Here is a 25,803-nt window from a genome sequence, read left to right as displayed (position 1 = left end):
GTGATGACGCCCATGTCCGGCAGACTCGTGGGCGCACGAGGAGGTGTACCCATGGCCGACCAGCCGATTCGCCTGGCCAATTTCTCCGGTTACTTCGGAGACCGGTTCACCGCGGTGGACGAGGTCCTCGCCGGTGATCCCGTGGATGTCCTGGTGGGTGACTATCTCGCGGAAATCACCCTGGCCGCCCTGGCGGCGCGTCATCTGACCGATCCCGACCGCGGATATGTCGAATACTTCGTCGACCAGCTGCGGCCCCACCTGGCGACCCTCGCCGACCGCAGGATCCGGGTGGTCACCAACGCGGGCGGCTTCAATCCCGCCGGACTGGCCGCCGCGCTGCGCGACGAACTCGACACCGCCGGGGTGGGCCTGCGGGTCGCCCATGTCGAAGGCGACAATATCGCGTCCCGGCTCACCGAACTGCAGCGGCAAGGCCACCGGCTGGAGAACCTCGATACCGGGCAACCGCTGAGCGAGTGGCCGGTCCGGCCCATCGCGGCCAACGCCTATCTCGGCGGCTGGGGTATCGCGCGCGCCCTGGGCGAAGGCGCCGATATCGTCGTCTGCGGGCGTGTCACCGACGCCTCGCTGACCGTCGGCCCCGCCGCCTGGTGGCACAGCTGGCGGCCCGATGACTGGGATCGGCTCGCCGGCGCGGTGCTGGCCGGGCACATCATCGAGTGCGGGCCCCAAGCGGTCGGCGGGAACTTCTCCGGATTCACCTCCGTCGAGCATCTGCTGACTCCCGGATTCCCGATCGCGGAGGTCGCCGCGGACGGCAGCAGCGTGATCACCAAACACGCCGGCGACGACGGAGCGGTCACCGTGGATACCGTCACCGCTCAACTGGTGTACGAGATCCAGGGCCCGCGGTATCTGAACCCGGATGTGACCGTGCATCTCGACGACGTCCGGCTCACCGCGGACGGCCCCGACCGGGTCCGGGTGGACCGGGTCACCGGGTCGCCGCCGCCACCGACGACCAAGGTCGCGATCTTCGGCCAGATCGGCTACCAACAGGTGAACACCGTCTATGTCACCGCGCCCGAGATTCCGGCCAAGGTGGAACTGCTCCGCCGCCAGCTCGAGCGCGTCACCCCCGAGGGTGTGCGGCTCCGGCTGACCACCCTCGGGACGGCCGCCGACGATCCCGAAACACAGTGGGATGCCACCGTGGCGGTGCGGATCCTGGCCACCGCCGCGGACCGCGAGGCACTGACCCGTCTCGGGCTCGCGCGCCTGCTCGGCAGTCTGTACCTGCAGAGCTATCCCGGGTACTTCACCGACGTGGCCGGGACGCAGCAGGTGAGACCGGGGCCGCGGATCGAATACTGGCCGGGGCTCCTGAAGCTGGACGCCGTCGGACACCGGGTGGTTCTCGACGAGCGCGTACTGGAGATCGCCGCGCCCGAGCACACCGCCGCTCCGGAGGTGGTGGCCCATCCCGAACCCACCGAGATCCCCACAGTCGAGCCGGCCCGGCGTGTCCCGCTCGGGACGGTCGCCCACGCCCGCAGCGGTGACAAGGGTGGCAACTGCAATGTGGGAATCTGGACCCCTTATCCGGCGGCTTGGCCGTGGCTGCGCGCTTTCCTGTCCACCGAGGAAATCCGGCGGCTGGTCCCCGAGGTGAAGGACCTCGATATCGTGCGGCACGAATTCCCCGAACTCCGCGCGGTTCATTTCGTTTTCCGGGGGCTGCTCGGCACCGGCGGCTCGGCCAACGACCGCGTCGATCAGGTGGGCAAGGCCGCGGGCGAATACCTGCGCGCCACCCTCGTTCCCATCCCGCCGCTGCTGCTCGACTCGCTGGGACAAACCCATGACGCTCACTGACCGCCTGACCGCGGCGCTGGCCGCACCCGCCACCGATGACGCCTTCGACCCCCACGCCGAGCTCGGCGAACTGCTCTCCGGTATCGGTATGCACAGCGGTGACACCGGCGGCACGATCACCTTCCGCGGCGCCGACCCCGTGGTGCCCAGCACCCTGCGACTGGGCGGAGCCGCGGCCCTCGCGCTGGCGGCCAAATCCGCCGCCTTCGCGGCGCTGTGGCGACGGCGCGGCGGGGGCGGTCAGGACATCACCGTCGACCTGCGCACCGCGCCGCACCGGCTGTGCCCCTTCTACGACCGGAAGTGGGAGCTACTCAACGGCTATCCGGCCGGTACTCCGGCCAACGCGAACAATGCCCTGGGCTTCCGGTTCTACCGCACCGCCGACGAGCGCTGGGTGATGCCGCTCAATCCCTACCCCAAGATCAAGGTCGCCGCGCAGCGCCTGCTCGGTGTCCCCGAGGACAGTCGCGAGGTGGCGGCGGCGATCGCCCGCTGGGACGCCCGCGACCTCGAAACCGCGGCTGCCGTAGCCGGTGTCGTGCTCCCCATGCTGCGCACCACCACCGAACTGCTCGGCGAACCACACTACCGCGAGGTCCTCGCCGAGATGCCGCTCATCGAGATCACCCGAATCGGCGACAGCGACCCCGAACCGCTGTCGCCCGGCGTCCCACTGCCGCTGTCGGGGTTGCGCGCGCTCGGAGCCGGGCATGTGATCGCGGGCGCGGGCGCCGGCCGCGCCCTGGCACTACACGGGGCCGACGTGCTGAACCTGTGGCGACCGAACGAGCTGGAACACGATGCCACCTATGTGTCCGCGAACGTCGGTGTCCGGTCGGCAACTCTGGACCCCTTCGCCGCCGACGGCGGCCGGCGGCTGCGCGAACTACTGGCCGGGGCCGATATCTTCTACGCCAACCGGCGGCCCGGATATCTGGCGAAGATCGGCGCCGGCGCCGACGAGGCGGCCGTGATCCGCCCGGGGATCATCCACGCCAGTGTCTCGCTCGACGGCGAGTACGGGCCGTGGGCGGACCGGCTGGGTTTCGATCAGACCGCCGGGAGTCTCACCGGCATGATGCAGCTCGAAGGTGATGGGACCACACCGCAGTTGCCGCCGATCATGGTGGTCAACGATTACATCGTCTCCTGGCTGCTCACCGCCGGGATCGCCGAGGCGCTGGCCCGGCGCGCGGACCACGGCGGCAGCTACCGCGTCCACGTATCGCTGACCCGCGCCGCGCTGTGGATCCTGTCGCTGGGGGTCTTCGACCGCGACTACGCCCACGCGATCGCCGGCCGGGGCGAGGAACACCGCTACCTCGACCCCGAAACCTTCACCGCCGACACCCCGCTGGGCCACTACCAGGGCGTGACCGAACAGGTGTGGATGTCGGAGACACCGGGCCACTACCGCACGGTCCTGGTGCCGCGCGGATCGGGCCGGGCCGAATGGTTGCCGGACTGACGCCGAACATGTCGCGCCGGAGGGAATCGTGCTGCGAGGATCGCCGACCGTGCGCGAATACGAAATCCTCGTCGACCGGATCCGTGGGACCCTCGTGGGCGGTGCGGTCGGTGATGCGCTCGGCCGGCCGATCGAATTCCGTCCCTGCACAATATTTACGCCCGATTCGGGCCGGGCGGGGTCACCGGCTTCCTGCCCGGACCGGACCCGGCTGCGCCACAGGCGATCACCGACGACACCCAGATGACGCTGTACACCGCCGAGGGGCTGCTGCGCTGCCCGCCCGGCGGTGATCCGGCGCCGTCCCTGCGCCGGGCCTATCTTCGCTGGCTGCACACGCAGCAGGAGCCGGGCCCGGAGAGCAGGCCGGACGGTTGGCTGGCCGGACTGCCGTTCCTCTACGCGGTCCGCGCGCCGGGCAACGCCTGTATGAGTGGATTGCGACGCCAGGCGACGGGCTATCTGCCCCCGGGTCCCGTCGGCGAACCCGGGCCCGTGAACCGGGATTCCCAAGGGTGCGGGACGGTGATGCGGTCGGCGCCCTTCGGCCTGACCGGTGCGGGGGCCGGGACCGCCTGCACGACCGCGGCACGCTGCGCCCAGCTCACCCACGGTCATCCGACCGGAGGCACGGCGGCGGGCGTGTTCGCCGCCCTGATCGACCGGCTCGTCGCCGGGGCCGCCTTCCCCACGGCACTCGACGAGGTGCTGGCGCTCCTGACAACCCTCGCCGGCGCGGACGAAACGATCGCAGCGCTCTCCCGCGCCGTATCGCTCGCCACCGAGCGTGCGACACCACCTTCCACTACGGCAACCGGGATCGGACCGGCCAACGCTATCCACTCGACACGGCCGAACGATTCTGAACATATGACCAGCACTATCACCGAGACTTCTACGAAAAGTCTGGTCCGGTCACCCCCCGCCGCTATAACGTAGGCCGGTATACGTTCGGCGTGCGACGACCGGGCATCACACCGAGAAAGACAGGAACAATGGAGATTCAGGGAGCACGTGCAGTCGTCGTCGGAGGCGCCTCCGGGATGGGGCGGGCCAGCGCCGAGCTCTTGGCCGCCCGCGGGGCGAAGGTCGTGATCGTCGACCGGACCGCCAGTGAGGGCAACAAGGTCGCGGCCGATCTCGGTGGTTCCTTCTTCGAGGCCGATGTCACCGACCACGCGGGAGTCGAAACCGTGCTGGCCGACGTGGTGGCCGAACTGGGCGGCCTCGATATCGCCGTCAACACCGCCGGCGGCGGGATCGCCAAACGCACGCTGTCCAAAACGGGCCCGCACGATCTGGAATCGTTCACAAAGATCATCAATCTGAACCTCATCGCCACCTTCAACCTCAACCGGTTGCAGGCCTGGCATATGAGCCAGGGCGAACCCGACGCCGACGGCGAACGCGGCGTCATCGTCAATACCGCCTCCATCGCCGCCTTCGAGGGCCAGATCGGGCAGGTCGCCTACACCGCCGCCAAGGCCGGTATCGCCGGCATGGCATTGACCATGGCGCGCGACCTCGGCTCGGTCGGTGTCCGGGTGCTGGCCATCGCGCCGTCGCTCTTCGACACCGGCATCCTCGCCGGAGTGCCCGAGGAGATGGTCACCCCGCTGGTCGCCGGCAATGCCTTCCCCAAGCGGATGGGACGCCCGGAGGAGTACGCGAAGCTGGCCGCCGCCATTGTCGAGAACGGCATGCTCAACGGCCAGTGTCTGCGCCTGGACGCCGGAATGCGCTTCGCGCCCAAGTAAGTGAGTCACCGCGAACCGGGGCACGGCCGGCCCAGCGGTACGGCAGTGCCCCGGAGTCGTGCGGGGAGCCGGCGCCCGACCGCGCCGGGCGCCCGCACCATAATGGGATCCGACCTTGTCCGACACCGCGGCACATGGCCGTATCGCGCCCCACGGAGGTGGCCATGACCCTGGAGAGCGTGCGGCCCGCGGAATCGGTGGCCGACCGGCTCGCTCTCGAACGCGTCGGGGACCATCGCTTCCGCGGGCGTGCCCACGACGGACCCGCACGCCGCAGCTACGGCGGCGAAGTCGCGGGGCAGGCGGTGCTGGCGGCGGGGCTGACCGCACCGGCGGACCGGCCCATCCATTCCGCACAGACCTATTTCCTGCTCCCGGGCGACACCACCGTGCCCACCGAGTTCGTGGTGGAGCCGGTGCGGGACGGCGGCTCGTTCTCCACCCGGCGGGTCGAGGCGATCCAGAACGGTCGCGTGATCTTCACGATGCTCGCGTCGTTCCATCGCCCCGAGGACGGCTTGGCCCATCAGGTCGCCGCGCTCGATACCCCCGGCCCCGACGAGGTGCCGGATCTCGCGGAGGCCTTCGGCGAGAACCCCGAAGCCCTGCGCTGGACCACCACCTTCCTCGATGCGCTCGGGGTGGACGCCCGCTTTCCCGATCCACCCGCCCGCGCGCATGCCATGCGCGGAGCCGCCTCCGGCACCCGGCAGCGGGTGTGGCTGCGCACCCGGGTGCCGGTGCCCGATACGGGTCTCGAGCAAGCCGCGTGCCTGATGTATCTGAGCGATCTACTGCTGCTCTCGGCGACCACCGGACCGCACGGTGCGGCACTGCGCGACCGGGAACTCCAGGTGGCCACGGTCAACCACTCGATCTGGTTCCACGCACCCCTGCGGGTCGACGAGTGGTTCCTGCACGATCAGCACGGGCGCTGGGCGGGTGGTGGCCGCGGGCTCGCGCACGGCGAGATCCTGGACCGGGCGGGCCGCTTGTGCGCGACCACGATGCAGGAGGGACTGATCCGTCCCCGTACGTCCCGCTGACTCCGGTACCCCCCGCGCAGGGCTACGCGCTCTCGCCGGCCGCCTCCGCCCGCGGGGCCGCCGCGGCGCCGGTCACCGGAACATCGCCCGCGGCCGGGCGGTGCGGTGAGCCGAGCACGAACTCGACGCCGGCCAGCTCTTCGGCGATCGCCCACAGCCGGCGACCGGCCGCGGGGTCCGCGGCTCCGGTCGGCGTGGACAATCGCACCGGCGGGCCGACCAGTCCCCACCGTTGCACCGGACCGTAGAACCCGGCACCGGGTACGTCCGGGTCGAGGGCGGCCCGGAGTACGGACCGGGCGCCCGCCTCCGGCGTCTGGGTGACCAGGCGCGCCAGGGTCATCACCACATTGCTGTAGGCGATCCGGACCAGCAGGCTCTGATCACGCAGAATGGTCGACCGAACCCCGCCGGGGTGGGCGCCGACCGACAGCGCTCGCGAACCCGCGGCCGCCAGCCGACGCTGCAATTCGACCATGAATGTCATGGAGGCCGTTTTCGAGCGCGAGTAGGTCACCAGCCGGCCGAAGCTGCGCTCGGACTGCAAGTCTTCGAAATCCAGTGCCGCGTTGCGGCGTCCGTGGCTCAGGCTGCCCACACTGACGATCCGGCCGGCCGGGGCGGCGGTGATCAGATCGGCCAGCCGGGCGGTCAACGCGAAATGCCCGAGAAAGTTGATCCCGAAATCGCTTTCGAATCCGTCGACGGTCGGCGTCCAGCTACCGGCCACCACACCCGCGTTGTTGATCAGCAGGTCGATCCCGGGGAGTTCGTCGTGCAACCGCCGCGCGCAGGCGGCGACGGAGCTCAGATCACCGATATCCACGTGCGCGGTACGGATGTCGGCGCCCGGTACCGAGTCCTCGATATCGGCCTTCGCCGTCGCGGCGGCGATATCGTTACGGCAGGCGAGCACGACCGTCGCGCCCCGGCGGGCCAGACCCCGGGCGATTTCGAGTCCGATGCCGGTGTTCGCACCGGTCACCACGGCGGTACGCCCCGACTGGTCGGGTGCGTCGGCCACTGTCCACGGTTCATTCGAAGAGCTCACGGCATCTATCCAGTCCCAGCACGATTCACGCCGCCCCTCGACCCGGATGGTCACCTGCCGAAGGCAGCCGGTCCCGCCGAAGTATAAGACAGTTCTCTTGATATGAGAATGTAATTTCCGCGCCGGCATCCGACGCGACCGACCGATCCCCACGCCTCACCCGGTCCTGGGCAGACCCGCCGGACCGTCCAACGCCGAACGCGCGCCCTTCCGCCCGACACCGCCCAGCAGCAGCCGTTCCTCGGCCGTCCGCGGCGACCGCGCCGGCCCCGAGGGCCACCACTCGTCGACCGGGACCACCCCGGGATCGACCAGTTCGAGTCCGTCGAAATAGGAAACGATCTCTTCCCGGCTCCGATACCAGCCGGTCCCCAGGCCCTGCTCCAGGAAGCGCCGTTCCACCTCCCGGGCGAGCTCGTGCCCGGGCGAGCCGTCGGCCGGATCCCAGTAGTGGGTGATCGCCACGAACGAACCCGGGCTCAGCGCCCGCACACACTCCGCCACGATTCCCGCCGGGTCCGCCGCGTCCTCGATGTGATGTAGTACCGAACCGAGGATGACGGCCACCGGACGCGCGCGGTCGAGATAGCGCCATACCGCCGAATCATGGGCCAGCACATCGGGATCGGTCAGATCGCCGTGCAGGTACACCGTGTCCTCGTTGGTCTCCAGCAACACCCGGCCGTGCGCGACACACATCGGGTCGTTGTCCAGGTACACCACCCGGGCCCACGGGTTCGCCGGCCGGGCTGTCTCGTGGGTATTGCCCACGGCCGGCAGCCCGGCACCGGCGTCGAGGAACTGGTCCACCCCGACGATCCCCGCGAGATACCGGATCACCCGGCGCATCCACGCCCTGTTGCGCCGTGACACCTCCGCCATCCCGGGCGCGACCTCCAGCACCGAGTCGAGCACTCGGCGATCGACTTCGAAGTTGTCCTTACCACCGAGACTGGCGTCGTGCACCCGGGCGATACTGGCCCGGGAGGTATCGACCCCGGCGGGCGGGCGGGCCCCGGCCGGGCGGTTTCCGTGCCGCCTGCCGCGTCGTCGAGGCGCGGCTGGACGCCCTCCCGCAGTGAGCGCTCCGGGCGCCGCCCGATTCCCCGGAAGCAGCCGCCGGGAATCGGTACGCGCACTACAGTATTCCTACCGGCGCGCGCTCGTCCCCGGCCCTGCACCGCGTGCGGTACCCATGGTCTGCCGAGCTCGGAGCCGCTCATGAACCCTGCCGACAGCGCCCCGGCCACCACCCGCGGCTTCCACCGGCTCGATATCTCCGGACCGGCGTTCTGGGCCCGTGACTTCGCGGCCCGCGACGAGGTCTTCGCTCGGTTGCGCGCCGAACCAGGACTCACCTGGCACGCACCGGCACCCGCTGTTTTCCCACATTCCGAACCCGGATTCTGGGCGGTGACCCGGCAGCGCGATATCGCCTACATCAGCCGCCACCCGGACCTGTTCACCTCGGGCTTGGGTATCAGCATGGACCCGATGCCGGTGGAACTGCAGCGACCCACGACCTTCTTCCTCACCATGGACCCGCCGCAGCACACCCGGTACCGGCGCCTCGTCAGCGCCGCGTTCACCCCGAAACAGGTGCGCCGCATCGAATCCCAGATCCGCGCCAACGCCGCCGAGATCGTCGACGAGTTCCTCGCCGAGCTGCGCGGCGGGCGGCCGGTGGACCTCGTGGACAGCCTCTCCCGCAAACTGCCCATGCGTACCGTCTCGGACATGATCGGCATCGACCGCGCCGACCGGGAGACCGTCGCGTATGCGGCCGAGGCGATGTTCGGCTCCACCGACGAGGAATACGCGAGTCTCGCGGAGCGGGCCGATTTCTTCATGTCCCAGTTCACCATCCTGCACGACGCCGGTACCGAGCTCGCCGCGCGCCGCCGCCGCGCACCACGCGACGACCTGATGTCCGCGATAGTGGCCGCGGAGGTGGACGGCCATCGCCTCACCGACGAGGAGATCGGCGCGTTCATGGTCCTGCTCGCTTCCGCGGGGAACGACACCACCAAACAGACCACCTCCCACGGTTTCAAAGCGCTGGCCGACCATCCGGCACAGCGCGAATGGCTGCTCGAAGATCCGGCGGCACGGCTCGGCGGCGCAGTCGAGGAGTTCATCCGCTGGGCGACGCCGGTCCTTCATTTCGCCCGGCACGCGGTGACCGATACCGAGGTCGCGGGCACCCGGGTGCGGGCGGGCGAGAAACTGGTGCTGTTCTACTGTTCGGCCAATCGCGACGAGTCCGCACTCGACGCGCCCCATATCTTCGACCTCACCCGCGACCCCAATCCGCATTCCGGTTTCGGCGGCGGCGGGGCCCACTTCTGCCTGGGCGCATGGCTGGCGAGGATGCAGCTGCGGTTGCTCTTCCACGAGCTGCTGCCCCGGATCCCCGAGGTGGTGCTCGGCGACCCGGAGTACGTCCACAGCGATTTCGTCCACGGCATCAAACGGATGCCGGTGCGACGCGCCTGATCAGACCTCGATAATCACCGCGCCGCCCTGACCGCCGCCGGCGCACATCGCCGCCACTCCGATCCCGCCGCCGCGGCGGCGCGGTTCATAGAGCAGCGTCGTGACCACCGGTCACGGTCGAGACAGCCTCCGATGGCCGTCGTGCCGGCCACCGGAGACGTACGCTGTTCCCGATCGTTCAACGCGAAGAGAGGAATTCCCGTGAAGACAAGACTCAACTGCCCCTGTGGTGAGCATCTGACCGGCGCCACCGAGGACGAACTGGTCGACGTGGTGCGCAAACATCTCACCGAGAACCACCCCGGCCACGATTACTCGCGCGACGAGATCCTGTTCATCGCCTACTGACCTGCCGCGCCGGCCCCGTCCGGGCCGGTGCTCCGCGGTCCGGTCCGCGGAACCGTGTGACGAGTGACCGGGCGCACCGTGGTATATGGATCTGGGCGGCATCGCTCGCCGGGAAGGATCCTCATGGACGACCACACACTCGCCGCGATATTGGCCGGCGAAGCCGGGGAACTGCTGCTCGGCATCCGCGAACTCGGTGGCGCTGTCGGCGACCGGCGGTCCGACAACTTCTTGCTCGGGCGGCTGGCCGCCGAACGCCCGGCGGACGCGGTGCTCTCGGAGGAATCACCCGACGACGGCGACCGCGTCCGGCAGTCCCGGGTGTGGATCGTCGACCCCCTCGACGGGACCCGGGAATACGGGGAACCCGCACGCAAGGACTGGGCGGTACACGTGGCGCTCGCGGTGGACGGAAGGCCCGCCGCGGGAGCGGTGGCGCTCCCGGCCGAGGGTCTGGTGCTGCACACCGGCCGGCCGCCGGTCCTCCCGCCACCGCCGCCGCCCGGGACCGTGCGGGTGGCGCTCTCGCGCAGCCGGCCGTCCTTCGAAGTCCGGCGATTGGTGGCCCGGCTGGGGGCGACCGAAGTGCCGATGGGCTCGGCCGGTGCCAAGGCGATGGCGGTGGTCCGGGGCAGCGCCGATATCTACGCCCATTCGGGCGGCCAGTACGAATGGGATTCGTGCGCACCGGTCGCGGTGGCGGCCGCGGCGGGGTTGCACGTCTCCCGCCTGGACGGAAGCCCGCTGATCTACAACCGCCCCGATCCCTATCTCCCCGATCTGCTGATCTGCCGCCCCGAACTGGCCGAACTTGCCCTGAAGGCGCTGTCGGAGTAGCACGCCCGACGGCCCGGGCCGCCCCGCCGGTCCGCACCGGTCCTGCCCCGCTCGCGAGTCCGGTGCGTGCGCGTTGCGTCCCGGGCGGCACACAATGGTCGGATGTGTTCGCAACGACAGGAGAACGGCAAGTGAGCGGTCGACTATCCGGCAGAGTAGCTTTCGTCACCGGCGCGGCGCGCGGTCAGGGCCGGGCCCACGCGGTCCGGCTGGCGGCCGAGGGCGCCGATATCATCGCGGTGGACCTGTGCGGTCCGCTGCCGCCCGCGGTCCCCTACGACGCCGCGACTCCCGGCGATCTCGACGAGACCGTTCGCCTGGTCGAGGAAACGGGACGCAAGATCGTCGCCGACGCGGCCGATACCCGGGACCCGGCCGCGCTGCGGGCCGCCGTCGACGCCGGGATGGCCGCGTTCGGCCGGCTCGACGTGATCGTCGCCAACGCCGGAATCTGCATTCCCGAACCGTGGGACGCCATCACCCCGGAGTCGTTCCAGGCGGTTCTCGACACCAATGTCACCGGCACCTGGAACACCGTGACGGCCGGTGCACCCCGGATCATCGAGGGTGGACGGGGCGGCTCGATCATCCTGATCAGCTCCGCCTCGGGCGTGGCGATGCAGCCGTTCATGGTGCACTACACCGCCAGCAAACACGCCGTCACCGGGATGGCCCGCGCCTTGGCGGCCGAACTCGGCAAACATTCGATCCGGGTCAACAGTGTCGCCCCCGGCCCGGTCGCCACGCCGATGGGTTCCGGGGACATGGTCGGCGCGCTCACCCGGGCCGCGGAGACCAACGAACTCCTCGCGCGGATGAACACTCCCCTGCTGCCGGAAGGAATCGCGCAGCCCGAGGATATCTCCGACGCGGTGTGCTGGCTGGCGAGTGACGAATCCCGGTTCGTCACCGCTACGAGCATTTCGGTCGATCTGGGCGCGGCACAGTACTGAGCCGCCCATTCGCGGCGCACCGCGCACAGGTCCTCGCGGGCCGTGCCCGGTGCGGCCGTGACCCGGACCGGGCGGACACCATGCGGGGAAATTCGATATAACACTTTTCGAGAACAACATTATCGGGCAATCTGGGTACTGCCGCGAACCGACCCGCGACACCGCCACGACAGTAAGGGAAGCCGATGAAATCCAAGGGTGCATTGATCTGGGATTACGCGCAGCCGTGGTCGGTCGAGGAGATCGAGATCGGCGACCCCCAGTACGGCGAGGTGAAGGTCCGGGTCGAGACCGCCGGGTTGTGCCAGTTCGATCAGCGTCTGGCCAGCGGCGATGTGCCCACCGCCGAGTTCCCGATCCTGGGCGGGCACGAGGGGGCGGGTGTGATCATCGAGGTCGGCGCCGGGGTAGAGCAGCTCGCCGTGGGGGATCACGTGGTGTTCTCCTTCATCCCGGCCTGCGGGATGTGCCAATCCTGCCTATCCGGTCATCACAATCTGTGCGACCGAGGTCAGGATCTGCTCACCCGGGGCGCGGTGTCCGACGGCACCTTCCGTATCCGCGCCCGGGACCGCAATGTGCACCCCACCTCGCTGATCGGCGCGTTCGCCCCGTACGCGGTCGTACACAAGAGCTCGGTCGTCAAGATCGACCCGTCGATCCCCTTCGATATCGCCTGCCTCGCCAGCTGCAGTGTCACGACCGGGTACGGAGCGGTGGTCAATACGGCGACGGTCCGCCCCGGTGAGGACGTCGCGGTGGTCGGCACCGGCGCGGTCGGCACCGCGGCGATCCAGGCGGCGGTCATCTCCGGCGCCCGCCGCATCTTCGCGGTGGACCCGATCGAATCGAAGCGGACACAGGCCGCGAAATTCGGTGCCACCCATATCTATCCGACGATCGACAGCGCTATCGGCGGTATCGAGGAGGTCACCGGCGGCCAGATGTGCCGTACGGTGATCGTCGCGGTCGGGCGGTGCGACGGCCACGATCTGGCGAAATGGATGCGGATCACCGCCAAGGGCGGCAGCTGCGTCCTTGCCGCCACCGGCGATGCCGCGGAGACCAATCCGCGCATGAACCTGTCGGCGCTCACCTTCCAGCAGAAGAGTCTGTGCGGCACCTTGTTCGGTGGCGGAAACCCGCAACTCCTCATTCCCGAGGTACTCGCGCTCTACAAACTGGGCGACCTCGGGCTCGGCGATATGATCACCCGCGAGTACACCCTCGAGCAGATCAACGAGGGTGTCGCCGATATGCTCGAGGGCCGCAATATTCGCGGAATCATCCGCTTCACCGACGCGGACCGCTGACCCGCGGGGCCGGGTCAGAACACGACCCGGCTCACCGCCTCCGCGATCAATGCCGGCTTCGACCCACCCTCGATCTCCACCGTGTGCTGCACAACCAGTTGCAACGCACCGCCGGACACCTCGGCCGCATCGGCCAGCACGGCCGTGGACCGCACCTTCGCGCCCACCGGCACCGGGCTGGGGAACCGGACCTTGTTCGAGCCGTAGTTGATGCCCAGCTTGGCGTTCGCGAAGCCGAAGATCTGCGAGCCGAGCAGCGGCAGCAGCGACAGCGTCAGATAGCCGTGCGCGATGGGCCCGCCGAATGGACTCTCCCGTTTCGCGCGCTCGGGATCGACATGGATCCACTGATGATCTCCGGTGGCCTCGGCGAACTGGTCGACCATCCGCTGGGTGACCTCCACCCAGTCGCTCGTGCCCAGGGTCTCCCCTACCGCGGCGAGAACCTCATCCTTGCCGGTGAATGTGCGCACTGTCCGTCTCCTCGGGTTTGTGCCGCGCCGTCGCGGCGTCACCTGTTCCCCTAATAGGTATTCCGCACTTCGGGCCCGAGTTCAAGCCTTTAAGAGACATTTTCCCTATTCGTCGCAAATTCCGTGGCGGCGGCACAATACGCCCCCACCCCGGCCGTCGGGCAGCCGCGGCCCCTCGCAAACGTAACCCGTACGACCGTTATGCTGCGGCAGATCGTCTCCGGCACGATCCGGCAACGGCGCCGCGACGACCGGCACGCCGAAAGGTGTCCCGGTCGTCCAACCCCCGACCGCGGCGGCGCCGCCCGCCGGCCTGCGTTCCACGAGGAGATCCACTGTTGACCGTGCTCACTTTCTGCCTCGTCACGGTCGCCGGATTCTTCGCCGGGCTCGTCGGCTACGTGACCGGCATCGCCTCGCTGATCTCGTATCCGGCCCTGCTCGCCGCCGGGCTCTCGCCGGTCTCGGCCAATGTGACCAATACCGTCGCCATGGTCGCCGTCGGAGTCGGCTCGACCGCGAAGGCGGGCGCGGCGGTCAACGACAATTCCCGGGCGCTGCTGGTCCACGCCGGTTGCGCCGCCCTCGGCGGGCTCGGCGGCGCCGCCCTCCTACTCACCACCTCGGCGGAGGTCTTCGCCGCCGTCGTGCCCTTTCTCATCGCCATGGCCTCGGCGAGCCTGCTGCTGCAGCCCACACTGCGCGAACTCGCCGGCGGCCGCACCTTCCCCCGGCTCTACCCGCTCGCCACCGCTGTCGTCGCCCTCTACGGCGGTTACTTCGGGGCGGGGGTCGGCGTCATGTTCCTCGCCCTGATCCTCGTCTGCACGTCGGAGACCATCTGGCGGGCCAGTGTGCTCAAGAGCGTGCTGACCGGTGTCGCCAACCTGGTCGCGGCTGTGGGTTTCGCCGTCTTCGGGCCGGTGCACTGGCTCGCCGCGCTGGCCATGGGCCTGGGCGCGTTCGCCGGCGGATGGTACGGGCCACCGCTGGTGGCCCGCCTACCGCCGACCGCCATGCGCATCGGTGTCGCTCTGTGCGGGTTCGGGCTCGCCGGCTATCTCGCGATCAGCTGACCGGGCCGGTGGCCGGGGCCCGGTTCACGCGGCAGGGTCGAGCACCACTTTGACCGCCCCGTCCTCCTTGGCCTGGAACATCCGATAGGCCTCCGGCGCCGCCGACAACGGCATCCGGTGGGTGGTGAACGAATCCACGCCCAGCGGATCGCTGTCGTCGAGCAGCGGCAGGATATCGTCGGCCCAGCGCTTCACATTCGCCTGACCCATCCGCAACTGGATCTGTTTATCGAACAAGATCCGCATCGGCATCGGATCCACAGTGCCGCCGTAGACACCGATGATCGAGATGGTGCCCCCGCGCCGGACGATATCGATCGCGGTGTGCAGCGCCGCGAGCCGGTCCACACTCATGGTTTCCATGGCGGGCCGCGCCAATCCGGTCGGCAGCAACGATGCCACGCGCTGCGCCGTAGCGGCCAGCGGCGACCCGTGCGCCTCCATCCCGACCGCCTCGATCACCGAATCGGTGCCCCGGCCCTCGGTGCGGTCGCGGATGGCATCGGCCAGTCCGTCACCGACCGCCCGGAGATCGATGGTTTCGACACCGCGCGCGGCGACGCGCTCCAGCCGCTCGGGAACGAGATCCACCCCGATCACCCGGAGCCCGCGATGGTGCGCGACCCGGGCGGCCATATCGCCGATCGGTCCCAGCCCGAGCACTGTCACCGACCCGCCCTCCGGAACGCCCGCGTACTCCACGGCCTGCCACGCGGTCGGCAGCACGTCGGACAGGAACAGGTAGCGCGTATCGTCCGCGTCGGACGGCACCCGGATATGGGTGAAATCCGCGTGCGGTACCCGCAGATATTCGGCCTGACCGCCCGGCACCTGGCCGTACAGCTTCGAGTAGCCGAACAGCGCCGCCCCACAGCCCTGATCTCGGACCTGCGTGGTCTCGCACTGCGTCATCAGGCCCTGCCGGCACATCTCGCACCGCCCGCAACTGATCTGGAACGGCACCACCACCCGGTCGCCCGCCGACAGGTTCCGCACATCGGACCCCACCTCTTCCACGATGCCGATCGGCTCGTGGCCCAGCACATCGCCCGGGGTCATATAGGCACCGAGCAGTTCGTACAGGTGCAGATCCGAACCACAGATCGCCGTGGAGGTCACCCGGACAACCGCGTCGCCCGGCTCCTGTATCCCCGGATCCGGCACCTCCTCGACCGATACATCCCGCTTACCCTGCCAGGTCACCGCCTTCATCTCCGCCACCTCCGGACTCGAGTACTGCCGCCCCGGCAGGGCGAGTGGGCCGCGATCCGGTCGGGCCGCGACTGCCGGGGCCGATCCGTCAGCGGCTACCCGCCACCTTCAGGGACAAACGCGCAACGCCTCAGACGTCGGCCGCCGCGGGCAGCAGCGCCTCGGCCTGTTTCGGGGCGGCGGGGGTCCACTCCCGGAGCGCCTGTACGACCTTTCCGTAGAAGTCGTCGACCGCGGAGGTCACGCTGGTGATGAAACTCGCTGCGGTTCCGGAGCGCCGGTTGCCCATCGGGAAACTCTGTTCGAGTGTGAAGGAGACGATCTCACCCGTCCGGCCGATGGTCAGCACCTTGGGGTCGGCGCGCACAGCGTCGAGGTGTTCGCAGGTGGTGTGGCCGCGTTCGGAGAACACCGCCTCGACCTGCACCGATCCCGGTGCTTCCGCGAGCTGTTTGAGCAGCCACGACAGCCGTCGCGACGACGTCCCCTCACCGGGTGCCGCGACCGAGATGCGCGTCCGGATCCTGTTGGTCCGGATATCGGCGACGATAACAAGATCACCGGCCGTCTCCGGTATCCGCAGGACCGCCTCGAACACACCCTCGGCGGCCAGCCGCTCCGCCACCGCAGCATTCCGTACCGCCGGATCGGCGGCGTGCCGACGCGGCAGCACGTGTTTCACGGTGACACCGAGTTCGGCGGTCAGTCGCAGCGCCAGGTGACGCGACAGCGACACCCACCGCTCGGCCACCGCCGCCGCCTTCTGGTCACCACCTCGGACGGTGCCCGACGTGACCGCATCGCGCACCGCAACCCAGTGCCTACCCATATCCACGAATTCCGTTGCCCCGGAGCGGGGGTGGTCCAGATAACGCAGAAACTCCCCGAGCAACCACGCCTGCAACGGATCCTCGACACCACCGTGCGCCAGCAAGCGGCGCGCCTCGTGCGAAACCTCGGCCCAGGACAGATGACGCAGGGCGACCTTGGTGAGTTTACGGCGATCGACCTGCACCGGCAGTTCGCCGGCAGCAGCGGGAATGTCGTTGGACAGGCTGATCACCGCGTCGTACTTCTTCTTGCGTGCCACATCGAGATAGCTCTCGAGCTGTTCCCTCCGCAGCTTCCCTCCCCCGGTCTTGACTTCCAACAGGCCGGTCCACAGCCGGCCCCCACGGGCTACCCGGAACACGGCGTCCGGGATCACCCTTCCGTCACCGCGGTCGTACTGAACTTCGAAATACCCTTCGAATGTTCCCGCCGGCGCCCCAACCCGAGAGCACAATGCTCGCGCGAATGGATGAACTGCCTGCATGGTGGCGACCAGCGCAGAAGTGGCCCGGCGTTCCTGTTCTTCTCCGGCGCCGACTCCGGCCACCGAGAACAAGCGCGCCGGCTGCCATGCCTCGTTCTCGGCCAGCACGAATTCGATCGGCTTGCTGGTCCGCACCGGGCGCTTCGCGGTGCGCACACCGCGGCGCTTCGGCTGCGACGGCGGGGTGTTCGTCACTGCCGCCACCACATCATCGCCGGAGGACTCGGAAACTGTCGGCATCACCGGCCCTGGCTCCGGTTCAGTCGGTGCGCTCGGCTCCTCCGCGGCGTCGTCATCGACGGACACCCCGAAATCCGTGGCCAGACCGGCCAAGCCCGAATCCCAGCCCTGCCCGACCGCCCGAACCTTCCACGCGTCGCCGCGGCGGTACACCTCGCCGAAGACGAACGCGGATTCGCTCACCGCGTCGGCGGTCACGTACTCGGCCAGCAGATGCCCCGCCGCGTCGACCACCCGGAACGCGAGTTTGCCGAGATCCCCGAACCTGCCCGTGGTGAGACTGCCGGCCAGCGCGACCGTCTGCACCTCGAGGGGCACCGCCGAGAGGTTGAGCGCGACCCGGGCCTGTGCTCCTTCCTCGGTCGCGCTGGTGCCCAGGAACCGGACCGATCCGTCCCGGGATTCCGGCTGGTTGTAGAACACGAAATCCGCATCCGACCGGACCTTCCCGGCCGAGTCGAGCAGCAGCGCGGAGGCATCGACTTCCACTTCCGATTCCGTCCAGCCCAGCACCACATCGACCTGCACCACATCACCTGGCAGCTGCAGGTTCTGTCCCTTGGACAGCAACGGAGACGTCACGACCCCACCTCGATCCGATTCAAACGTGTTATGTGTCACTCACAGATCGAGGCTGGTGCTGGTGCCGTTACGGCAAATCTGTCCGAAAAGCACGGTTGCACATACATTTCCACGCAACACACGTGGAGACGCCGCTCGGGCACCGCCCACACAGGGATCAGTTCGAGCCCAGGAAGGTGTGCAGGCGTTGGATTTCCGCGTCCAGGGCGGTGGCGAAGGCCCGGCCCTTCGGGGCGGTGTCCACATATCCGACCGAGACCGCGCTGCCCGGACCCGCGCAGTTCGCCCAGCCGATCACGCGGTCGCGCCACAGCATGGGCATCGCGTAGTACCCGCGGACCCGCTGGGCGACGGGGGTGTAGGCCTCGAATCGATAGTCCCAGCCCCAGATCCGGCCGAAACGTTTCCGGTCCCAGACGAGGGGATCGAAGGGCGCGAGGAAGCGGACCCGTGCCTGTGGCGCGCGCTCGGTGGGCTCCAGATCCGACGGCCACAGGTAGCGGACTCCGTCGACGGTCCGGGCGGACAGTTCGCCGGTGGCCAGGAGTTCGCGGATGGTCGCCGAACCGGTCGCGCCGCCGATCGGCCGGACGATGCGATTGACCGTGGCGGCCAGGGTCGATTCGGTGGCGGGGGCGAGCGTGCGCGCTACCCGCAGCGCCAGGACCCGCCGGCGCTCGGCCGGGTCCAGGGTGGCATCCGGGAGCTCGGCGATCTCGTAGCGGCGGATACCGGAAACGCGGTCGGCCACCCGGAGCAGCCCGTAGCGGTGGAGCTCCTCGAGTGCGACGGTGGTGGCCGACGAGGTGCCACCCCAGGCATTGACCACGCCGCGGTGCCCGAAATGCGCCTGCAGCTCGCGCGGGTGCACCACACCGCGTTCGCGGACGAAATCCAGTACCGCCGCCGACTGCCCGTTGTGCGGGAACTCGCCGTCGGTGCCCCGCGGATGGTGGCGGGGATGCAGGTAGGGGCGCAGCCGGGGCACGGTGTAGCCGTAGGCGTAGAGGAGATCCTCGTCGATTCCGAGTGCACGGTAGTCACGGTCGAGATCGCCGGCCCGGTAGCCGCGCACCCGATGCCGCAGGATCAGGTCCTGCGCCCGGGCGGGCGAACGGATGGGGTCGGCCTGCACGAATTCCAATTCGGCCAAGGCCTCGGCGAGTGAGCCCGGACTGCGCGGCAGTGACCAGGCGACGGCGTGGGAACGCAACCATGCCAGTGACATGGGCCCGAGGGTAACGGCGCACTCCGACACCGTGCCGCGACGGCTGCGCGCACCCACGCCGAAACAGGCCGTTACCTGGCAGGATTCAGCTTTTCCCCCGGCCCGGGCGGTGTAGCAGACCCAGCGCGCCGGTGCGCGCGGACCCGCCGCGACCACCGTCCGCTTTCTCGGCCGCGCCGGTGATGTTCCGGGTCATCCCGCCGAAGACCAGGGCATGGAAGGGCACGATCGACTTCCAGTACAGATGCCCGGCCAGCCCGTGCGGCTCGAATACGGCACGTTGCCGGTAGATCGCGCCGGCAGCTCCGTCACCGGGCCGGACTTCCAGCTCGAGCCAGGCCCGGCCCGGCACCCGCATTTCCGCGCGCAGGCGCAGCAGGGTGGGCCGTTCGATCCGCTCCACCCGCCACCAGTCCAGTGCCTCGCCCTCGTGGAGCCGGTGCGGGTCGCGCCGGCCGCGGCGCAGCCCGACCCCGCCGGCGAGGCGGTCCAGCCAGCCGCGCAGCGACCAGGCCAGCGGGAACGAATACCAGCCGTGTTCGCCGCCGATCGACTCGATCACCGTCCACAGCGCCGCCGGATCCGCGGATGTCGGACGTTCCCGGAGATCCTGGTAGAGGGATCCGCCCGACCATGCCGGGTCCGTGGGCAACGGCTCGGCGGGCCCGGGGCCGGCATCCGACCAGCGGGTCGGCACATCCGCATCCCGGATGCGGGTCAACGCCAGTTCCACGGCGCGCCGGACCCCGGTGAGACCTCCCTCGGGGTCGGGGATGTGTGCGGCGATCTCGTGCTCGGCGCATACGACATCGTTGACCAGGGATTCCATCAGGGGAACCGCGATCGCCCGGGGCACCGGCGTCACCAGGTTCACCCACTGTGCCGACAGCCACGGCGTCAGCACCGGGACCGGGACGATCACCCGCCGCGGCAGCCCGGCCACCTCCGCGTACACCCGCATCATCTGTTCGTAGGTGAGGACATCCGGACCCCCGATATCGAACGCGCCGGTCACGGTGGCCGGGAGTTCCGCCGCCCGGGTCAGGTAGTACAGCACGTCCCGGACGGCGATCGGCTGGATCCGCGACCGTACCCAGCGCGGGGTGACCATCGCGGGCAGGCGTTCGGTGAGGTAGCGCAGCATCTCGAAACTGGCCGAACCCGAACCGATCACCACCGCCGCCCGGAACACCAGCGCGGGCACGGCACCATCGAGCAGGATCCGGCCGACCTCCGCGCGCGAGGACAGATGCCGGGACAGGTCCTGTCCGGCGGGCACTATCCCCCCGAGGTAGACGATCCGGCCGAGCCCGGCCGCCGCGGCCTCCCGGGCGACGATGGTCGCCGCCTCGCGGTCCACGGTGTCGAAATCCGCGCGGGTCAGCGAATGGACCAGGTAGTACAGGACCTGCTGGCCCGCCAGGGCTGTGCGTACATCCGCGGCGACCGTGACATCGCCGCGGACGACCTCCACCCGGTCGCGCCACGGCGCGTCGGTGAGCTTGCCCGGGGTCCGCGCGAGCACCCGCACGGTATGACCGGCGCGCAGGAGTTCCGGGACCAGTCGGCCACCGAGGTAGCCGGTCGCCCCGAACACGACACAACGCATAGGATTCCTCCGTCGAGGTTGCCCGTCTCCGCAGCCGGCGAGAACCGCTTGCTGGGCGCCCGCCGCGACCGCCGGGTCCCGCGCCCGCGCCGTGCCCTGCCGAGTAGGTGGTTACTGCCCACCGTTCCCCTGCAGGCTAGCCCGGGACCGGCGCCGCGGACACTGCCTGCACCGCCGCACCCGGATACCGACGCACACTCGATACCCGCCGCCGCGACCGCGTTCCGAGCGGCGGATATGCCGGTCGGCAGCGTTTGACCGGGCCTGCTCAGGGTAGGCGCCCCCCATGGGTTCCTCTGTGCGAAGCATGCTGTCTCCTCGCTTGTTGACCGCTCCGGTCTCCGCCGCGGCAGCGGTGGTGCGTACCGGAACCGGCCGTGCCGTCGATACCGGCGTCCGGGCGGTGGAGGCACCGTGGCGGGCGGCGGAGAAAGTCGTCACGACGGTCGCATCCGGTCTCTCGACGCTCGAATCCGACGAGGCGGCGAGTTTGCGCGAGGATCTCGCGGCATTGATCGACCCGCGTGACCGCCGCGCCCAGCGCCGGGTGGAGGTGACCGAGGATCACGCGACCATCGAGGTGCGCGGTCTGGACAACGGTCAGGGGTCGGCGGTAACCCGGTCACTCGACCGGCACCTCGGCCGGCTACGCGGCGTGGAGTGGTGGCGGGTCAACGCGGTCACCGGCCGGATCGTCACCGCGCTGTCCAGCGGCGCCGACCTGGAGAAACTGCTGGCGGTGGTGGAAGAGGTCGAAGAGGAGTCCGATGTCGCCGATACCGACTGGAGTCGCGCCGCCGAGTTCCCGGCCGACCGGGAACCGGTCCTGGCCGCGGCCATCGAAGTGGCCGGTGACGTGTGTGCCATCGCGGTGTCGGCCGCGGGTACGGTGCCGCCACTGCGCGGTGTGATGCACAGTGTGCGTGCGGTGGCGGCATTCATCGACGCCCAGCCCCGGCTGCGCACACATCTGGAGCAGCGGCTGGGCCGCTCCCGCGCCGACCTGCTCCTCGCCATCGCCAACGCCGCGGGGGCCGCGCTGGGTGAAGGCGCGGCCGGTGGCGTCACCAACCTGCTGGCCGATACCGTCCAGCGCGGCTTCATCCTCACCGAGGCACTGGCCCGGCGCGGGCAGTGGCAGCAGTGGGAGACCGATATCGTCGACGCCGAGCATTTCGGGGTCGCCGAACCGCTCCCGTCCCATACCCGGCCCGCCGAAATGCCGCGGGGCCCGGTCGAGCGGGTCGCCGACGAAACGGCGGCCGCCTCGCTGGCGGGAGCCGCCACACTGGCCGGCCTGGGCCGGATCGGTGACGTTCCGGACGCCCTCTTGCTGGGCGCACCGAAAACGGCCCGCGCCGGCCGGGAGGTGTTCGCTGCGACGGTGTCCACCGCGCTCGCCGGCGCCGGGGTGCTCACTCTGCATCCGGCGGTGTGGCGGCGGCTCGACAGGCTCACCGCTCTGGTGGTCGACGGCGAAGCACTGGCCACATCCGGGCGAATGGTGCTCGAGGTGGAGACGACCGATGAGGGCTGGTCGGAGGCGCGGGTCTGGAGCACCGCGCAACGGCTGCTGTGGGCCGGCACCGACGAGGCCGATCCGGCGGGCAAGAAGGCGGTGCGGCTGGTCCGCCCCGAGTCGGGTGCTCCGGACCGCGGTACCACCAACCGCCCGGTATGGCGCGAACTGCGTGAGGGCAAGCGGGTCCTCGGCCGCGTGCTGATCGGGCGGGAACTCGACCCGCGGGCACACGATGTGCTCGGCACAGCGCGGCGGGCCGGACTGCGGGTGGTGCTCGCCGGCCACCGGGACGCCGGCGAACTCCGCACCCTCGCCGATGAATTCGTGAATGCCCAGGGCTCGCTCAGTTCCCATGTCCACCGCCTCCAGAAGCAGGGGCATGTGGTCGCCGTGCTGGCCACCCGCGCGCACAAGGCACTCGACCACGCCGACGTCGCGGTCGGCATCATCGGCTGCAAAGGCGGCGGTATCCATGTGCCCTGGACGGCCGATCTGCTGTGCCGGGACCTCGGCCAGGTACAGCGCACCCTCGCCGTAGTGGGGCCCGCCCGCCAGGTCAGCGAACGCGGCCGCACCCTGGCGCTGTCGGCGTGCAGCCTGACCGGGTTGCTGCTCGCGGCCTCGCCCGCCTCCCGCTCGCGGTCCGCACCCATGATCGCCGCGAATTTCGCCGGCCTGGTCAACGGTGCCATGGCCGGCGCGCGCGCGGTCCGGGCCCGCCCGTCCACCGAGCACGCGCCACAGCTGCCCTGGCACGCGCTGGAACCGGACGAGGTGCTGGTCCGGCTGCCCGAACCGGCGCCGGCGGCCGACCGTGCCACCGACGAACCGGCGGATCGCGGCGCGGTGGCGGCCCGGCTGTCGTCGCTGAGCGATTTTCTCGGCCATATGCGCCGGGAGTTGGCCGATCCGCTGACTCCGATACTGGGGGTCGGCGCCGCGGCGACCGCGATTCTCGGCTCGCCGTCCGACGCGGTACTGCTGTCGTCGGTACTCACCGTGAACGCCATGATCTCCGCGCGCCAGCGCCAGGCGGCCGAGAACGAGTTGTTCGACCTCATCGAGGGCGAGCGACTGTCCGGGCGGGTGATCGACCGCGCCGATATCGACGCCGAGGACCCGGCCGGCACGGACCTTCCCGCCGATTGTCTGGTGGTCGGTGATGTGTTCACAATCCGTGCGGGTGAGGTGGTGCCCGCCGACGCCCGGCTGTTGCGCGCCGAGGATCTGGAAATGGACGAGTCCGGACTGACAGGCGAGTCGGTGACGGTACCCAAACAGGTCGAGGCCACGCCGGGTGCGGCGCTCGGCGACCGCGCCTGCCTCGTTTTCGAGGGCACGACGGTGGTGAGCGGATCCGCGGTGGCCGTGGTCGTCGCGGTCGGCGCCGATACCCAGGCGGGGCGCGCCACCGCGGGCGCGGTACCCCCGGAGAAGGGCGGCGTCCAAGCGCAGTTGCGGGCCCTCACCGATCGCGCGCTACCACTCACCTTGTCCGGCGGCGCGATCGTGACCGCGCTCGGTGGTCTGCGCGGTCGCACCCTGCGGGCGGCGATCGCCGACGGGGTCGGCGTCGCGGTCGCGGCGGTGCCCGAAGGGTTGCCCCTGGTCGCCACCGTGGCGCAGCTCGCCGCGGCACGGCGACTGTCCCGTTACGGCGTTCTGGTCCGCGCCAACCGCGCGGTCGAGGCCCTGGGCCGGGTGGACACCCTGTGCTTCGACAAAACCGGCACCCTCACCGAGGGCCGGTTGCGATTGACCGCGCTCGCCGACCTGGATGAGCAGTGGGAGCCCGGCAGCGACAGCGATGCCGCCCGGCGCCTGCTGCGGGCCGCGGCGCGGGCCTGCCCCGACCCGGACAACGGGCCGGTCCTGCACGCCACGGACCGGGCCGTACTGGACGCTGCCACCGAGATCCTGGGCGAGGATGCCCACCGGTGGGACCCGATCGACGAAATACCGTTCGAATCCAACCGAGGGTACGCGGCGGCATTCGGCCGGACCGCGCACAAACTGCGCCTGGTGGTCAAGGGTGCGCCGGAGGTCGTACTACCTCGGTGCACCCGGGTCCGCGGCGGCGCGTCCGGTAAGACGGATGTGGCGTTCACCGACGGTCAGCGCGAGCGGGCCGAGGCCACCGTGCACGATCTCGCGGAACAGGGTCTGCGGGTGCTGGTGGTGGCCCGGCGCGACCTGTCCGATCCGCCCGACGATGTCGAGGACGTGGTCGAGGGGCTGACCCTGATGGGATTCCTCGGGATCGCCGATACGCCCCGGCCGCAGACTCCGTATCTGGTCCGCGCGCTCGAGGACAACGGTGTCGGGGTCCGGATGATCACCGGCGATCACCCGGTCACGGCGGCGGCTGTCGCGCGCCGGCTGGGTATCACCGTCGACACCGTCACCACCGGTGCCGATCTCGACGAACTCGACGACACCGCGCAGACCGAACTCATCGAACGCAGCACCGTGTTCGCCCGCGTCGACCCCGAGCAGAAGGTGCGTATCGTGGCCGCCCTGCGCCGGACCGGACATGTGGTGGGTATGACCGGCGACGGCAGCAACGACGCCGCGGCCATCCGGACCGCGGATATCGGGATCGGGATCGCCGCGCACGGTTCGGCGGCCGCCCGCAATGCCGCCGACCTGGTCCTCACCGAACCGGATCCGCGGGCGCTGCTGCACGCGCTGGTCGAGGGCCGCAGTATGTGGCAACGGGTGGCCGACGCGGTGGCTGTCCTTGTGGGCGGAAACGCGGGCGAGGTCGCGTTCACGCTGTTCGGTACCGCCGTCGGCGGCCGCGCCCCGCTGGGGACCCGCCAGTTCCTGCTGGTGAACCTGTTGACCGATATGTTCCCCGCGCTCGCGCTCGCCCTGGCCGGCGATCAGGAGACTCCCGAACCCGGCAACGATCCGCGCTGGGTCGAACAGCGCGCCGGTCAGCTCGCCGCGATTCCTCCGGCCAGCCTCGGCGCCGACCTGTTGCGCACCATCGGGGTTCGCGGGGTCGCGACGGCCACCGGCGCCTCGGTCGCCTGGATGGCGGGCCGCTACACCGGTACCCGGCGTCGTGCGGACACCATCGGTCTGGTGGCGCTGATCGGCACCCAGCTCGGTCAGACTCTGGTGGCGGGCTACCGCAGCCCCCTCGTCTGGCTCACCACCGCCGCCAGTGGCGCGGTGCTGGGGGTGATCGTGATGACACCCGGTCTGGGGGCGTACTTCGGCTGCACTCCGCTGGGGCCGGTCGGGTGGACGATCGCGAACACCTCGGCGCTGGCCGCGACCGCGGGCGCTACGGTACTGCCGCGGCTGCTGCCCGGGGCCGAACAGAACGGCCAGGCCGACGCGGTCTCGAGTCCCCTCGAGCTCGAGGGGCCCCCGACGCGAGCGGAGACACCGCAGTACGCCTGACTGCGTCATACCGTCCTGCTA

The 25,803-nt window shown here is 70.1% G+C and carries 19 protein-coding genes and 1 pseudogene; 12 read left to right on the top strand and 8 right to left on the bottom strand.

Annotation, left to right across the window (positions count from 1 at the left end; translation table 11 throughout):
• The first annotated feature begins 51 nt into the window (after positions 1-51).
• The 5 genes from IG75_RS0104420 (at position 52) to IG75_RS0104400 (ending at position 6,113) form a co-directional block, all read left to right on the top strand.
• On the top strand, positions 52-1,839 hold the full coding sequence (locus IG75_RS0104420) for an acyclic terpene utilization AtuA family protein (RefSeq protein ID WP_030519848.1): 1,788 nt from the start codon (positions 52-54) through the stop codon (positions 1,837-1,839).
• Entirely contained in the window at positions 1,826-3,310 is a 1,485-nt protein-coding gene (locus IG75_RS0104415) for a CoA transferase (protein ID WP_030519847.1), read from the top strand. Before IG75_RS0104420 ends, IG75_RS0104415 begins: the two co-directional genes overlap by 14 nt.
• A gap of 135 nt (positions 3,311-3,445) precedes the next feature.
• Positions 3,446-4,249: an ADP-ribosylglycohydrolase family protein gene (locus IG75_RS36035; RefSeq protein ID WP_081876622.1), complete on the top strand. Its 804-nt coding sequence runs from the start codon at positions 3,446-3,448 to the stop codon at positions 4,247-4,249.
• A gap of 56 nt (positions 4,250-4,305) precedes the next feature.
• On the top strand, positions 4,306-5,067 hold the full coding sequence (locus IG75_RS0104405; protein WP_030519846.1) for an SDR family NAD(P)-dependent oxidoreductase: 762 nt from the start codon (positions 4,306-4,308) through the stop codon (positions 5,065-5,067).
• 164 nt (positions 5,068-5,231) lie between these two features.
• Complete coding sequence (locus IG75_RS0104400) at positions 5,232-6,113, top strand: acyl-CoA thioesterase (protein ID WP_030519845.1); 882 nt, start codon at positions 5,232-5,234, stop codon at positions 6,111-6,113.
• A 22-nt stretch (positions 6,114-6,135) separates the two neighbouring features.
• Here IG75_RS0104400 and IG75_RS0104395 read toward each other — a convergent pair whose 3' ends face one another.
• Together IG75_RS0104395 and IG75_RS0104390 are read right to left on the bottom strand one after the other, a co-directional pair.
• On the bottom strand, positions 6,136-7,164 hold the full coding sequence (locus tag IG75_RS0104395) for an oxidoreductase (RefSeq protein WP_245713090.1): 1,029 nt from the start codon (positions 7,162-7,164) through the stop codon (positions 6,136-6,138).
• Positions 7,165-7,320: 156 nt separating this feature from the next.
• On the bottom strand, positions 7,321-8,280 hold the full coding sequence (locus IG75_RS0104390) for an SAM-dependent methyltransferase (protein WP_081876620.1): 960 nt from the start codon (positions 8,278-8,280) through the stop codon (positions 7,321-7,323).
• Between the two features lie 105 nt (positions 8,281-8,385).
• Between IG75_RS0104390 and IG75_RS0104385 the strand changes: the two genes are divergently transcribed.
• Complete coding sequence (locus IG75_RS0104385) at positions 8,386-9,660, top strand: cytochrome P450 (protein ID WP_030519842.1); 1,275 nt, start codon at positions 8,386-8,388, stop codon at positions 9,658-9,660.
• Here IG75_RS0104385 and IG75_RS38070 read toward each other — a convergent pair.
• Positions 9,661-9,768 (bottom strand): annotated as a pseudogene (locus IG75_RS38070) (hypothetical protein); the annotation flags it as partial.
• A 93-nt stretch (positions 9,769-9,861) separates the two neighbouring features.
• Between IG75_RS38070 and IG75_RS36030 the strand changes: the two are divergent.
• The 4 genes from IG75_RS36030 to IG75_RS0104360 all read left to right on the top strand — a co-directional run bounded on the left by IG75_RS36030 (position 9,862) and on the right by IG75_RS0104360 (position 13,111).
• The gene (locus tag IG75_RS36030) at positions 9,862-10,008 is read left to right on the top strand and encodes a DUF1059 domain-containing protein (protein WP_063814553.1); all 147 of its coding nucleotides are present in this window, start codon (positions 9,862-9,864) and stop codon (positions 10,006-10,008) included.
• Positions 10,009-10,131: 123 nt separating this feature from the next.
• Positions 10,132-10,845 carry a 3'(2'),5'-bisphosphate nucleotidase CysQ gene (locus tag IG75_RS0104370; RefSeq protein ID WP_030519841.1) on the top strand — a complete coding sequence of 238 codons (714 nt, stop codon included), beginning with the start codon at positions 10,132-10,134 and terminating at the stop codon, positions 10,843-10,845.
• Between the two features lie 131 nt (positions 10,846-10,976).
• Positions 10,977-11,798, top strand: a complete 822-nt coding sequence (locus tag IG75_RS0104365) for a mycofactocin-coupled SDR family oxidoreductase (RefSeq protein WP_030519840.1) — start codon at positions 10,977-10,979, stop codon at positions 11,796-11,798.
• Between the two features lie 185 nt (positions 11,799-11,983).
• Positions 11,984-13,111 carry an NDMA-dependent alcohol dehydrogenase gene (locus IG75_RS0104360; protein WP_030519839.1) on the top strand — a complete coding sequence of 376 codons (1,128 nt, stop codon included), beginning with the start codon at positions 11,984-11,986 and terminating at the stop codon, positions 13,109-13,111.
• Between the two features lie 14 nt (positions 13,112-13,125).
• On the opposite strand, the gene IG75_RS0104355 is transcribed toward IG75_RS0104360, so the two are convergent.
• Positions 13,126-13,584 carry a MaoC family dehydratase gene (locus IG75_RS0104355; protein ID WP_030519838.1) on the bottom strand — a complete coding sequence of 153 codons (459 nt, stop codon included), beginning with the start codon at positions 13,582-13,584 and terminating at the stop codon, positions 13,126-13,128.
• Positions 13,585-13,922: 338 nt separating this feature from the next.
• On the opposite strand from IG75_RS0104355, the gene IG75_RS0104350 reads away from it, so the two are divergent.
• Positions 13,923-14,660 carry a sulfite exporter TauE/SafE family protein gene (locus IG75_RS0104350; protein WP_030519837.1) on the top strand — a complete coding sequence of 246 codons (738 nt, stop codon included), beginning with the start codon at positions 13,923-13,925 and terminating at the stop codon, positions 14,658-14,660.
• A gap of 24 nt (positions 14,661-14,684) precedes the next feature.
• Here IG75_RS0104350 and IG75_RS0104345 read toward each other — a convergent pair whose 3' ends face one another.
• The 4 genes from IG75_RS0104345 to IG75_RS0104330 form a co-directional block, all read right to left on the bottom strand.
• Positions 14,685-15,872: a zinc-dependent alcohol dehydrogenase gene (locus IG75_RS0104345; protein WP_030519836.1), complete on the bottom strand. Its 1,188-nt coding sequence runs from the start codon at positions 15,870-15,872 to the stop codon at positions 14,685-14,687.
• 130 nt (positions 15,873-16,002) lie between these two features.
• Positions 16,003-18,009: a TerD family protein gene (locus tag IG75_RS0104340; protein WP_030519835.1), complete on the bottom strand. Its 2,007-nt coding sequence runs from the start codon at positions 18,007-18,009 to the stop codon at positions 16,003-16,005.
• Between the two features lie 157 nt (positions 18,010-18,166).
• Positions 18,167-19,237, bottom strand: coding sequence for a DNA glycosylase AlkZ-like family protein (locus tag IG75_RS0104335; protein ID WP_030519834.1), 1,071 nt, complete (start codon positions 19,235-19,237; stop codon positions 18,167-18,169).
• 85 nt (positions 19,238-19,322) lie between these two features.
• The gene (locus tag IG75_RS0104330; protein WP_081876619.1) at positions 19,323-20,846 is read right to left on the bottom strand and encodes an SDR family oxidoreductase; all 1,524 of its coding nucleotides are present in this window, start codon (positions 20,844-20,846) and stop codon (positions 19,323-19,325) included.
• 325 nt (positions 20,847-21,171) lie between these two features.
• On the opposite strand from IG75_RS0104330, the gene IG75_RS0104325 reads away from it, so the two are divergent.
• Entirely contained in the window at positions 21,172-25,782 is a 4,611-nt protein-coding gene (locus IG75_RS0104325) for a cation-translocating P-type ATPase (protein ID WP_051714192.1), read from the top strand.
• The last annotated feature ends 21 nt before the right edge of the window (positions 25,783-25,803 follow it).

Origin of the sequence: Nocardia rhamnosiphila NBRC 108938 (assembly GCF_000720425.1) — a bacterium.
Lineage (GTDB): Bacteria > Actinomycetota > Actinomycetes > Mycobacteriales > Mycobacteriaceae > Nocardia > Nocardia rhamnosiphila.
Note: the sequence above shows the minus strand (reverse complement) of the source record. Positions and strands in the feature narration are given on the sequence as shown.